This is a genomic window from Lactobacillus laiwuensis (genome assembly GCF_019972835.1).
GTDB lineage: Bacteria > Bacillota > Bacilli > Lactobacillales > Lactobacillaceae > Lactobacillus > Lactobacillus laiwuensis.
On the sequence record NZ_BPPB01000004.1, the window covers coordinates 145,949 to 159,373 of the forward strand.

At 34.7% G+C, this 13,425-nt stretch carries 12 protein-coding genes and 1 riboswitch; of the genes, 1 reads left to right on the forward strand and 11 read right to left on the reverse strand.

Annotated features, from left to right (window positions below):
- The first annotated feature begins 234 nt into the window (after positions 1-234).
- Positions 235-1,542: an APC family permease gene (locus LDM92_RS03480; RefSeq protein WP_223902030.1), complete on the forward strand. Its 1,308-nt coding sequence runs from the start codon at positions 235-237 to the stop codon at positions 1,540-1,542.
- 98 nt (positions 1,543-1,640) lie between these two features.
- Here the strand turns inward: LDM92_RS03480 and LDM92_RS03485 are convergent, their stop codons facing one another.
- The 11 genes from LDM92_RS03485 to guaA all read right to left on the reverse strand — a co-directional run bounded on the left by LDM92_RS03485 (position 1,641) and on the right by guaA (position 13,079).
- Complete coding sequence (locus LDM92_RS03485) at positions 1,641-2,030, reverse strand: DUF3021 family protein (protein ID WP_223902031.1); 390 nt, start codon at positions 2,028-2,030, stop codon at positions 1,641-1,643.
- A gap of 1 nt (position 2,031) precedes the next feature.
- Positions 2,032-2,484 (reverse strand): LytTR family DNA-binding domain-containing protein, encoded by a 453-nt coding sequence (locus tag LDM92_RS03490; RefSeq protein WP_223902032.1) that lies wholly within the window; start codon positions 2,482-2,484, stop codon positions 2,032-2,034.
- A 1-nt stretch (position 2,485) separates the two neighbouring features.
- The gene (locus tag LDM92_RS03495) at positions 2,486-3,331 is read right to left on the reverse strand and encodes an ABC transporter permease (protein WP_223902033.1); all 846 of its coding nucleotides are present in this window, start codon (positions 3,329-3,331) and stop codon (positions 2,486-2,488) included.
- Positions 3,332-4,186 carry an ABC transporter ATP-binding protein gene (locus tag LDM92_RS03500; protein WP_223902034.1) on the reverse strand — a complete coding sequence of 285 codons (855 nt, stop codon included), beginning with the start codon at positions 4,184-4,186 and terminating at the stop codon, positions 3,332-3,334. It lies immediately after the preceding gene.
- Positions 4,187-4,356: 170 nt separating this feature from the next.
- A complete protein-coding gene (locus LDM92_RS03505; RefSeq protein ID WP_223902035.1) occupies positions 4,357-5,934 on the reverse strand; it encodes an ATP-binding cassette domain-containing protein in 1,578 nt (525 codons plus the stop codon).
- Positions 5,924-7,525: an ATP-binding cassette domain-containing protein gene (locus LDM92_RS03510; protein ID WP_223902036.1), complete on the reverse strand. Its 1,602-nt coding sequence runs from the start codon at positions 7,523-7,525 to the stop codon at positions 5,924-5,926. Before LDM92_RS03510 ends, LDM92_RS03505 begins: the two co-directional genes overlap by 11 nt.
- 257 nt (positions 7,526-7,782) lie before the next feature.
- A complete protein-coding gene (gene rsgA, locus LDM92_RS03515) occupies positions 7,783-8,712 on the reverse strand; it encodes a ribosome small subunit-dependent GTPase A (protein ID WP_223902037.1) in 930 nt (309 codons plus the stop codon).
- Positions 8,713-8,798: 86 nt separating this feature from the next.
- On the reverse strand, positions 8,799-9,509 hold the full coding sequence (gene budA / locus LDM92_RS03520) for an acetolactate decarboxylase (protein WP_223902038.1): 711 nt from the start codon (positions 9,507-9,509) through the stop codon (positions 8,799-8,801).
- 164 nt (positions 9,510-9,673) lie between these two features.
- Complete coding sequence (locus tag LDM92_RS03525) at positions 9,674-10,180, reverse strand: DUF4411 family protein (RefSeq protein WP_223902039.1); 507 nt, start codon at positions 10,178-10,180, stop codon at positions 9,674-9,676.
- Positions 10,180-11,292, reverse strand: a complete 1,113-nt coding sequence (locus tag LDM92_RS03530; RefSeq protein WP_223902040.1) for an ImmA/IrrE family metallo-endopeptidase — start codon at positions 11,290-11,292, stop codon at positions 10,180-10,182. Before LDM92_RS03530 ends, LDM92_RS03525 begins: the two co-directional genes overlap by 1 nt.
- Positions 11,293-11,522: 230 nt before the next feature.
- Positions 11,523-13,079: a glutamine-hydrolyzing GMP synthase gene (gene guaA / locus LDM92_RS03535; RefSeq protein WP_223902041.1), complete on the reverse strand. Its 1,557-nt coding sequence runs from the start codon at positions 13,077-13,079 to the stop codon at positions 11,523-11,525.
- Positions 13,080-13,263: 184 nt separating this feature from the next.
- Positions 13,264-13,361: riboswitch (purine riboswitch) on the forward strand.
- Positions 13,362-13,425: the final 64 nt, after the last annotated feature.

Sequence of the window (13,425 nt, forward strand, 5' to 3'; positions counted from 1 at the left end):
TTGATGATTTAAATTGTGTGACAAACAGGTTTAGCTTACTTAATAATCATTAGTAATAACTATCCGATAGTCATGTTTATTTTACCCGATCAAATGGGTTATGTAAATATAAATTAGCAAATACTGCGTAACGCTTTCAGAAAAAGTTTTTTTAATTTTCAAATCATCATCTTTTAATTTTGTCTATCAAAGCATATAATTACTTTTATCATTCAATTTAAGTAAGGTAAAAATATGAAAAGACAACTCAACTTTTTCGCCGCTCTAGCCACTGTCATGGGCACCATGATTGGTGGCGGTGCTTTTTTCAAAATTGCTAACATTTCAGCTTTAACTCACAATGCCTGGCTAAGTATCATAGTATGGCCATTTGCCGGCTTCATTACTCTAATGGCAGGATTAAGCATAGCTGAGTTAGCGTCAATATATCCCAAAGATGGCGGACCCGTCAGATATCTGGAAGAAATATACGGTCCCAAAGTTGCCTTTTTGTTTGGCTGGTCGCTAATAATCGTCTATTATCCGGCAAATATCGCTGCACTTTCAATCGTATTTGCAACCCAACTAAAAGAAATACCGCATTTTAAAGACTTATCTACTACAGTGATTGCTCTAATCGTGATGCTGGCAATTCTTTTGATCAATTGGATCGGATCAAAATTGAGTGGTCAGGTACAAAAAATAACTTTAGTTATTAAGCTATTGCCGATTGCTGCAATAATAATCTTTGCTTTGTTTTATAGTGGACCTAATCAGCTAGCAGGTACCCCAGCGCCTAAAATAACATCTGCTTCGGGAGCTATGGCCTTCGGACAAGCTCTTTTAGCTGTGCTTTTTGCTTATGATGGTTGGTTAAGTATCGGCAATTTAGCCAGTGAAATCAAAAATCCCGCAAAAACTTTAGCCCAAGCTATTATTTGGGGACTTTTTGGAGTAACGATCATTTACACTCTTCTTAACTGGAGTTATGTTAGAGTTATTCCCTGGTCAAAAGTTGTAGGTAACCAGACAACTGCTCTACTTACCGCCAAAAAATTATTCGGCAGCGTGGGTGGTACTTTGGTTGCTACAGGAATTTTAGTTTCAGTGTTTGGTGCCATTAATGGCCACCTTCTTTTGGGATCCAGAATGCCTTATGTTTTAGGCAAAGAAAAGAAATTGCCAGCTGCAAACTTTTTCAGCAAATTAAATTCTAAAACAATTGTGCCTACCAACAGCATGATTTTTGAATGCGTAATTGCAACCATTATGATTTTTTCTGGTACATTTGATTCATTAACCAACATGTTGGTTTATGTTTCCTGGATTTTTTCAATTTTATTATTTTTAGGCGTCCTTATCTTACGTAAAAAACAACCAGATCTTTTACGACCGTATAAAACTCCCTGGTATCCCATTCCGCCGATTCTAGGAATTTGTGGTGCTTTATTCATTGTTGTTACCACAACGTTAACCCAGCCACTTTTATCACTTACAGGTATTTTACTGACCCTTAGCGGCTGGCCGGTTTATGTTTATGTGCAAAAGAGAAATCAAACTTAATTAAAGTATAAAAATCTATATTAAAGACTTTTATAGAACAAAAAATATAGCCTTGGAGTATTTTTCTATTCCAAGGCTTTTATATATTTCAAAATTATTTATTTTTTCGCATTTCTTTTTTTAATACTCGAATTAATTTCTTTTACAGTCTGCCTCTGTGACAAAATAACGATTAGCCAAATAACAATATAAACTAAGACAAAGACACCAACCAACCAAAAATTAATCGGCCACTTATTTATCCAGCACATTAACAACACCAGCAAAAATGTCCCTATGATATGAACGCTAAAGGCAATAGCAGGTGGTACATCTATCGCAAAAATCATTGATAAAATGCCTATTAACCCTGAAATAATAAAAACGGAAATAACACCTAAACGGGTAGGAATACTAGGAGAAGCAAAAGTCAATATTAGCAAATAAGTAGCTGCACCAAAGCCCACACCGGTAAAGAAATAGTTAATGAAATTACTTAATTTTCTCATTTTACAGACCCAACTCTCTTTTTAATGCAGGCAAATACAATCTGGAAACATCAGCTTTTAGATTGTTTTGTAAAAGTGCGATCATATTTCCTGCAAAGCCTACTTCTATCGATTCCAGAAAATTAATATTGATAATGCCATGTTTCGAAACTTGGATAAACCCATCACCCAGTTTTTCTAGTACCTGATATAATCGACCAGTTGTTTTTATCATGTTTTTAGTAGTATAAAACGTAATATCTGTTGTCTGGATTTCTACTTTGATAATTTCTGTTCGTTTAATGGTTACTATTCTGTCTTCCACTTTAACTGGTAAAAGATCATACCTTTTTTCACCAAATTTATGCAAATAATTAATTAAATCATTAACTACTTCACTTTTTTGAGCTGCTTTAATTTCAACTTCAATGTCTTGTTTGTTTAAAGCAGAATCGGCCTTAAATTCAATCTTCACTTTACTTATTGCGCCTTCTGTCAGTGATAAATGAAAGCAAAATAATTACTAAAATTAGTATTGCAATCATTAAAAGTAAAACAAACATATTATTTAGTCTATTATTATTAATTTTATACTGTATTCCTAAATAATTAATTAAATGCCGTTTTACGTTGGTTGGAAAAGTTGCTAGTGTCTGCTTAAGTAAAACACCTCTTAAAGCAGCTGCTTCATAACTACTTGGTACTAATTTTACCAAATTTTGTGCTCCAGAAACCAATATACCGTAAGGTAAATAAGTTGCAACGGCAAAACCAGCAGCAGCGCCAAGGACGGCAGAAAACCGATTAAAAGTAGTGCTGGAATGCATGAAAAAAGCGATAACTTCATCTAATAAAGTCGCCCCCAGAGCGCCTAATAAAATAAAAAGCAATCCGGGTAAAAGTGCTTTTTGAGGAATCGTCACGTGATCAACTAATGAAAAGTACAATGCCATTACGATAAAAGTAATGATTTGCATAAAAAAGCTAACAACTGTACCGGATAAAATGTAAGCAAAATTTTGTGCAAACTGTGATATGCCTGTTAGCTTAAAATCAGCGTCGGCTCGCGTTTCGCGGTCACTTACTTGTTGCCCCAAAGCCTGGAAAGCAGTAGTAATACCAGAAACCGCAACAATGCCAGCTATCATCCATAAATCTAACATTTTAGTAACGTGAGGTAAATTTTGCCAATTGGATTTTAAATTGTTTTGCAAAAAGCCAATATAAATAAAGAAAGATATCAGTGCACCCAAGCATGACATGAATACAGCAGGAATGTTAGAGAAATAAATTTTCAAATTTCTACGAAATAATGCAAACATTTAATGTATCTCCTTTCCGGTAATCTGAAGGAAGGCATCATTGATTGTTCCTTTGCGATATGAAAAATCGATAATATTTTCTTGATTGTTTTTTAAAATTTCAATTGCTTCTTGAGGGGATAATATGTCAATCGCAACTTGATCTTGACTGAGTCGAATAACTTTTTGTTTAATCTGTAAAATTTTGGTTTCCTTAACAGTAAGAATCAATTTATTAGGGGCAAATTCGGTCTTAATTTCAGCTGCAGAGCCACTGGCAAGAATTTTACCATTTTCCAAAATATACATTTGGTCAGCATTTTCTGCCTCCTCTAAATAATGAGTTGTCAAAAAAATAGTAAGGTTTTGTTGCTGCTGCAGTTTAGTCAATAATTTCCAAATAGCATTTCTTGTTTGGATATCAAGTCCTGTAGTCGGTTCATCTAAAAAAAGCAAATCCGGGTTACAAATCAATGCTCGAGCTATGTCTACCTTTCTTTTTTGACCACCTGATAAAGTGCTAAATTTTTGATTTAAAAATTCTTTGATGCCGATCAAATCAATTAGGTGTTCAAGCCACTCATTAGAAAATTTACGATACATCTGTGCCCTTAAATAAAGGTTATCCTTGACTGTTAAAACATTATCTAAAACGCTATTTTGAAAAACTACTCCAATTTTAAGATTTGAGGCTTTTGAAATGATACCTGAAGTTGGTTTTAATAGTCCTGTTAACATATTTATTGTGGTTGACTTGCCTGCACCATTCGTACCTAAATACGCCACTAATTGTCCTTGCTTTATTCGGATATCAGCTTTATTAACGGCAATTTTATTCCCAAATTTTTTAGTTAATCCTTGTGTTTCAATTAACATAGTGACACCTCTTCCTTAATTTGAATTAAGCATACTAGTTCAAATAAAATTTGTAGCGCATTTTATAATAAGAGACAAAATAGTAATCACAAAAAGATAAAATTAAGACACAAAAATAAAAAAGGTGTTGATCAAATTTTTGGTCAACGCCTTTAGTGTTCAAAATTAACTTATTTACTTAAATGAATCTCGCGGTCAAATAATTGCTGCAATTTTTCATCGAAATTATGGGCGATAAAAATGACAGTGCCTGGCATTTTAAGAAGTTCTTGCAGGATTGCTCTGGTCCCTTCCTGATCAATTGCACTTGTGCCTTCATCTATTAACAGAATTTTGCTGTCATGTATTTGCGCGCGCGCCAAAATAATTTTTTGCCTTTGTCCACCTGAAACATTCAGTTTTTGCAAATTTACTTTGGTTTCTAACCCCTGAGCAAATTGTGTCAGATCTGGTTTTAATCCAACGGCAACTGCAGCAGGTTCAGCCAGTTGATTTAACTTGGAATCAAACATAGTGATATTGTTTTTAATAGTGCTGGGAAATAAAACAGGTTCTTGGGCAATATAGCCAATTTTAGCCAAATCAGGTTTAATCACTTTTCCCTCTTGATTCTTAAATGCTATTTTTCCCGAACTCGGTGGCAAAATCCCTAAAATTAGTTTAAACAAAGTTGACTTGCCTGTTCCGCTATCACCTGATAGTAAAATTTTTTCGCCACAATTGACAGTGATATCAGGGAAATTCAAAGTTTCACCATTAGGAAAACTAATTGCCAAATTATTTGTACTAAAAGCATAAGGTGTTGCCAAATTTTGCTCATCAGTTTTTACTGGTACAGTTGCTGCGGTAACCTTATTTCTTAAAGTTTTAGTGCCCTTAATTAAGCCAAAATAGAATGGCAAGTATTCGATTGCCAGCGAAATATAATGACTAAAATTACCGATAACTGCAATTGCACCAAACGTAACCAGACCGCCTTTAATTAAAATACCAGTCCAGACGAACAAAATCAGGATCATAACTTGCGCAACACCGTTAGTAATAATGGATAGAATTTGTTGTTCCCTTGTCTGTTTGAGGTTGGCCTTTTCTAAGTCACAGGCACCCTTGTGCATCACGCTAGTTAATTTATCACCGGCAAGATACCGCTCTAACTCAGCAATACCACTTAGCCATTTTTCAATCAGATCCAAATACTGCCTATTTTGATGAGAAACCTTTTCCGTGGCTCTTTGCAGCGGCTTTTCAATTATTTTAGGTAAAACAAGGGAAACTGCTACCGAAATTAGGATGAGCAACAACAAACTCCAGTGCATCGTTAGCAGGGCAATTACAGAGAAAATAACATAACCCAGAAAATTGCAAATGACCGGAATTAAGTTAAAAGACTGATCATTAACCGTATTAAGATCATTGGTCAGACGATTTTTAACTTGCGAAGTTTGATAATTTTTACGGTCATGGTAGATGTGACTTACCATTTTGCTTCTTAACGTGTGATTAAATTCTTGAACTTGTCGTGTCAGTAAATATTCGGAACCCCAGTCAAAAGCATACGATGAGAGATAAGCTAACGTAGTAAAAGCAATGATTAACAGCCACGCTTGACCGTCATGTTGGCGCAAGGCGGTAAATTCCCACATATTTAAGTAAGATGCCCCGATTAAAACAAAGGGTTGCAAGAGGCTAAAAAGCACCATGAATATGAAACGAATTCGATTGGTATGAAAGAAGTTTTTAAAAGTCATTGTGGTTCTCCTTCTGGCTTGCTAACCGAATCGTTTTATCAAACATATTTTTAACTTCAGAATTAAGATTATGAGCAATCATGATCACAGTCTTATTAGTGTGAACAAGTTCAGCAATAATTTGCTTAGTTGCTTTACTATCAATGGCACTTGTCGCTTCGTCCAGCAAAATAATTTCATCAGCGAAAACTTCTGATCTGGCAAGGATAATCTTTTGCCTTTGACCACCGGATAAATTATTTTTATCCAAATCAACTTGGGTATCAGTTCCTTGGGGAAATCTCGCAATGTCGCTCTGCAATTGCACTTTATTAATTAAGTTAGGTACTTGATCCAACAACTGCTGGTGAAACATCACGATATTTTCCGCAATTGTTCCTGGAAACAATTGCGGATCTTGAGCAATGTAACTAATCCGGTTTAAATTTGGTTGAAAAATCTGCCCTGCTTTATTTCTAAAAATAATTTGCCCTTGATAGGGCTTGATCTTACCCAAAAGAGCTTGAAAGAGTGTTGACTTGCCAGTTCCGCTATCGCCTGCAAGCAAAACTTTTTCACCCTTATTGACCACAAAATCGGGATATTTAATTATTGGACCATTAGGATATTTAAGCGCCAAATTTTTTATTTCAATTTGGGCAATTTGAGTAGATGAACCTTTTTGTCTTGATTTAGTGTTAGAAATCAGGCTAGTCGTAGTTTGATTGATATTTTTAGTTGATTTAATCTTGACGGCAGCACTTGTAATAGAGGATACAGCTGAAAAAATACCAAAAGCAAAAGAAGTCGAAGCTAATGCCGCCCCAATTTTTATTTGACTAGTTAAAAATAGGATGCCTGCTAAAAAGGCAATCGACATTTGCCCTAAAGTATTACCAATTCCATTAATTGTATTGGAAGCACAGTTTTTGTTGGTTTGATTGACTTTAGACTTTTCCAACTTCTCAGCGTAGCTGCTCATTTCTTTATTTAAGATCGTCCAAGCATGATACCGCCGCAGTTCATTTAAACCATTGATCCATTCACCGATACCAGTTAAAAAAGTGCTAGTATTTTTCATCACTTTTCTACTTGCCTCTGAAGTCATGCGCGCCATTATTTTGGGCAAGCTTAAATCTATTAGAACAAAAATTGCAGTTAGTAAAACAAAAGACCAATTTAAGCTAAAAAGGACGCCAGCAGAAAGCAAGATGATAAATAAATTACTAAGAACATTAACCCATGGCAGAGCAAAATCGCTGGTTAAAGTATCGAGATTGCTTTGCAGATAGTTCTGCATTTGCGCCACAGTCGCATCGTTTTCAGTATAAAAATGGTCTACCATTTGCCCTCTTATTTGATCAAGATATTCCTGAATCTGTGCGTTAAAAAGGTAAGTCGCTAAAGGTAGAATAAATACACCACAAACTACCGGGATAAATTCAATTAATTGCCAGCGAATGTAAACGGGCAAATTGCCAACGCTTAGTCCGTTAACTGCAAATTGAAAAAAATATTGGTCAAGTGAGCCGGTAACAGCGAAAATAAAATAAAGTAAAATAATAAAAATTGCTCGTTGTTTATTGGAGCTAATCAGTCCCCTTAATGTCATATGCTTGCGTCTTTCATTTCATACTAAATCAATTTTATTAAATTTATCTAATAATAAAATGAATGAGTAAAGGTGTCAAATTAGCAGATGAAATATAATCGCTGGTTATAAAAAAACTAATTCTTTAAAAAGAATTAGTGTTAAAGTGATTAAAATTTTACATTGGCGGTTTATGATAATGATGGTAGTTAATGGTTGCCTTTTTAAACTCAGCCTTTTTATTTAATTTCTTTGCCAATTTTTGATCTAAGTACCCTTTAGTTACTTGACTTTCTTTTTCCAAAGCTATGAACTGATCGTAAACTTTTTCGCTCTAATGTTCCATTGTTAACAGCTTCTTTAACGGCACAGTTAGGCTCATCTATATGCTTACAATCATTAAAGCGACACTTCTCAGAGAGATCGGCAATCTCAGGAAAAACTTGCTTCAGATTGCCACCACTAACGCCCATACTTTTAATTCCCGGTGTATCAATTAGAACAAAGTCTCCAAGTTCAATTGGGATTAATCTTGAGCTCGTTGTTGTATGCCTGCCTTTATCAGTCTTTGCACTGATACGGTTTGTAGACATCAATTCTTTTTGAGCAATGGCATTAATCAAACTTGACTTTCCAACTCCTGAATTACCATAAAAAGAAACAGTTTGCCCTGGCAAAATACTTGAACTTAATTCAGCCAATCCTTTTCCAGTGATACATGAAGTACAAAAAACTGGTATTTTTAATTTATCAGCAATTTGTTGGGCAAGGTTCAGGCTCTCTGGGAAAAGATCTGATTTTGTTAAAACTATTGATGTTTGATACTCATTTTCTTTTTTTAAAGCATAAAGAAAACGGTTGATACGTGAAGACTTTAAATTTTTATTCATTGAAAAACAAATAAACAGCTGATCAATATTGCTTGCCGAATCTTTTTCTTGAGCATGAAATTCTTCACCGATTATTCGACCTAATGTACTATAACGCGGAAGGCGCTCATTAATTAAATCAAAATCTATTTGTGGGTCTAAGGTTACCCAATCACCCACCAGAAATTGCTCTGACCGTTTTTTAGGAATGGCATTATTTTCACTGCCATCTAAACGCATCACTTTATACATGTCAGAAGAATTTAAGGAAATTCTCCCAAGTGTCTGTTCGTTATCAACTGACTCATGTTGTTTATATATATTTAATCCTAAATCCAATAGATGCTCCTATAGATTAATTTAATACCTGATCTACTTATAAGTTAATACTATAGCATGATTTTATATTAAAAAATAGTTAAAAATTATTCCGACTTCGAAATAACATTGTCCAACTTGCTGGTGTCACTTAAATTGGCATTTAAAAATTCCTGATTATCTATCGGTAAATGCAATTCAAAGTTTTCTATTGGCTGAACGCTGACTGTTACATCTTTCATTGTAGTTGCCAAAACATGACCGCCAAAGCTTAAATCGTCGGCCAAAAAATGATTGTGAAATCCTGAAACACCAACACCTTGAAAAACAGTTGGGGTGTAATAAGTAATCATTGTGCCTGAAATATTTTCAGCTTCAAACTCCACTTGATTTTCAGCTATTTCTCCTAAAGACGGATATGGCTTACGTGATTTTTTAGAAGAACTTGTACGAATTTTTTGGAAAACACCTTTAGTCAATATTGCGAAAAATTGATTTTGGGCAGTATTTTTGGTCAAAACATCTTTTAGCATTTCCGCCAATCCAATATTTTGGTAGTTTTTTAATTTGTGATAATCGGCAAAACTAACGTCAGCATATGTTAATTTAAAGTCATCTGGCAGTTTCACAGCCGGACCACTAACATCTATTTTGTAACCAACACCGTCTAATATCACTAATTCACCATCAACGCCATCACCAGTTCCAATGCCGATATTGCCATGTTTTAACAATTCTCGCAGGGGTAAAGTGCCTTCCAATAAACCTTCAACTAGCATTTGCATAGTCCCGTGTTGAAATATTGTATTTTTTTTCATGTTTGCTGCTCCTTTTTTCAAAAGCTTATATATGAAAAACAACCAGAACAAGATTAATTTTTACAAATTAGTTTAGCACCAATTTGTTTTCAAAATATTATGTCTGATTGTTTTTCAACTCTTGATATTTTTAGTTTAGTAAATAATTAGCTCGGTCTAAAAATTCAAATGCACAAATTGATTTTTTCAAAGAAATCATTCATATCAATGCAACCAACTTCTAAATCATCGCACACATCAGGTATTTTTGCAGCCTTATTACCATTTGGATTATGCAAATTAGGATTACGAATTTCGCTTGTTACAACTGTTAAATTTTCTTCTTTTGCAATAGCAATAAGCCAAGGATCTGCAATTTTCTCATGTGCCCATCCTCTGTCAGCTGATAAAGCTTCTTCTTTATAATATTCACAGTCATCAATATATTGTAGTACTTGTGCCCATTGCATTGCATAGTTTTTATGGTTTATTATTTCTTTTAAATAATTTTTGTCCAACCATTTTCTAAATTTAGGGTCTTGGTAGTTTTCATCAACCACAATTTCGGGAATGACAACATATTTATTTAAAATGGCGGGTAGCTTAGCCCAAAAGCTTGGAAAATACTTTACCCGATAATACCGTTCATAAAAATTTATATAGATATTAGTATCCAGCAAATATTTTTCCATTACATTCTGCCCCCCGTCAGAATCTTAAACGACTTATAACTGACACCAGCAATATTAAAAGCGTCAGTATAAGTAATCTTATTTTGTTTTATGGCATTTTCAATATAATGCACAAAAGTCTGATCAAAGTGAAACCTGATATTATTATCATAATTTCCGCCCTTAGATTTTTTTCTTGGCGGAATTTTTGCAAATTCTTTTTTTAACTGTGAAACCTTTTCATCATATTCTTTTTTTGTCAAAATGTTCATATCATATAATCTACGTACAATGACAAATTTACTAACAGGAAATTTGTGAGCTAAAAATTCAATATCGTAATTATTTAGTTTTCTAATTTCTTCATCTGGCAGCAATATTTCGGCTGTAACTTTATTAACAAAAGCTTCTGTGCGATCAAACTTGTATGATCCTGCATCAACTAAACTGAGTATTTCTTCCTGATCAAGAAAAAGATGAACTAATTCATGAACAAGTGTAAATAATCGACCTGCTTCGCTATCCTTAGAATTAACGAAAATAACAGGTGCTTTTTTGTCACTTAAGACAAAACCCCTGAACTCATCTAGCGACAAACTTCGATGCGTGTTGCTTTTTACCGATCCATTAAAGAAGATAAAAATGCCTATTTGACTCATTTTATCTCTAAAATATTTCAACGCATTCTTTCCCACATTTTTCTGATAGTTAATCGGAATATTGAGATAATTGCGAATATCATCTACAACTTGCTGATATTCACTTTTAACTGAATATTTTCCAATAAAATCAAGTTCATAATCTATTTCATTTCGGAGAAATTCCTGCTTTGTTTGCATTTCAATAATCGTATCTCTAAGTTCATTACTAATCTTTTCAATACGATTTGAATTAATCGTTCTAAATTTAAGTGTATTCTTATTGGCCTCAACTGGATCTGAAAGAAGCAGCAAACCAGTCGGCACATCAATAAGTTTAGCAATTTTTGAAAGCTGATTAAAAGTAGGGTTTTTACTGCCATCTAAAAAAGCATCAATGTTCTGAACTTTCATTTGTAAATAATCTTTGGAAACACCAGAATTATCAATATAATAAGACAAAGTATGTGGATTTATGCCTAATCTAGTTACCATTAAAAACACCTCCCTAATTAATACGCATTTATACTTTTATTTTCCTCAAAAATTCACATTAATGCAATCTTTAAAATTATTTTATGATATTAAATTTGTTTTAAACAACTAAAGGAACTATTTTAACATTTTTTATAAATTAAAAATATTAAACACGCTCGCTAATAAAAATTATGAGTGAAAATAAAAAGCTTTGAAAGCCTAGTAGCTAGCAAAGCTAATTTATCTTATTATTCCCATTCAATTGTTGATGGTGGCTTACTGGTGACATCGTAGACTACGCGGTTAATGTTTGGCACTTCATCAACAATACGCGTTGAAATCTTTTGCAAAACATCCCATGGCAAGCGAGCAAAATCAGCGGTCATCCCATCAATTGATGTAACGGCACGAATACCAATGGTATAGTCGTAAGTACGACCGTCACCCATCACACCAACAGACTTGATACCGGGTAAGACGGTAAAGTATTGCCACACTTTTTCCTGTAAACCGGCTTTTTTAATTTCATCCCTCAAAATTGCATCACTGTCACGCACCAGTTTGAGTTTATCCTCAGTTACTTCGCCAATAACGCGTATGCCTAGACCAGGTCCTGGGAAAGGCTGACGCCAAACCAAATCATGCGGAATACCTAATTTTTCACCCAGTTCACGCACTTCATCCTTAAATAACTTGCGCAATGGTTCAATTAATTTAAAATGCAGATCTTTAGGTAACCCACCAACGTTATGGTGCGACTTAATCGTCTGGGCAGTATTCGTGCCACTCTCGATTACATCGGTGTACAGGGTGCCTTGGGCTAAAAAGTCTACATCCTTAATTTTCTTGGCTTCGTCCGCAAACACCTCAATAAACTCTTTGCCAATGATTTTCCGTTTTTGCTCTGGATCGGTGACACCTTTCAGTTTATTTAAAAAGCGCTCTTGGGCATTTACACGAATAATGTTAACGCCTAAATCACGGTTCAAGGCAGCCATTACTTCATCGCCTTCATTTTTGCGCAACATACCGTGATCCACAAAAATAGCCGTCAGCTGATTGCCAATTGCTTTGTGTAAAAGTGTCGCCGTGACACTGGAGTCTACTCCACCTGATAGTCCCAGAATTACTTTTTTATTACCTACAGTTTTTCTAATTTCAGCAATTTGCAGGTCAATAAAATCGGTCATTGACCAGTCAGCCATAGCGCCGCAGACTTTAAAGGCAAAATTACGCAAAATATCAAGACCATACTGCGTATTGCGCACTTCCGCATGGAACTGAATACCATACATTTTAGCTTGATCGTTAGCAATAGCGGCAATCGGGCAATTTTTACTTGAAGCAACCGTTTCAAAGCCAGCAGGCGCACCAGTAACCAAATCACCATGACTCATCCACACGTATTCATCTTTGGGCAACCCAGCAAATAAAATGGAGTTAGTATCTTCAACTTCAATGTCGGCACGACCGTATTCAGAATTATCCGCTTTTTCAACCTTGCCGTTTAAATAAGAAGCCATTAGTTGCATCCCGTAACAAATGCCTAAGATAGGAATGCCCAATTTAAAAATTGCAGGATCTACTTTCAAAGCGTTTTGGTCATAAATACTGTTGGGCCCACCTGAAAAAATAATGCCCTTGGGGTTAATCTGCCTTATTTGGTCCATACTAATATCATGCGGCAACAACTCGGAATAAATCCCAAAGTCCCGCAGCCTGCGTGTGATTAGTTGATTATATTGACTACCAAAATCTAGTACTATAATTTCATCAAAATCACTAATATTCTTTTTCACCGACATCCAAGCTCCTTTACTAACCTTCTTCAATACAATATCAACTTTACTAAGAAATAGTTCAGTGGTCAACAATTTTTTAGCGTAGCACTATTAGTTCACGAATATTTTTAAAAGTAATCATATAAATAATTCGAGATTCACTTTTAAAATTGGTCTTGCACATATTATGCGACTCTGTTACAATGCTTGCAACAGGAAAATAAATATCTATATATTGCCGTAATGAGGTCGGCAGTTTCTACTCAGAACCGTAAATTCTGAACTATGGATAATATAGCATTTTGTGCGGCTATTTGCTGCTTTAAAGGGCTTTTTTTACCATAGTTTTGGTAGAAAAAGCCCTTTTTGT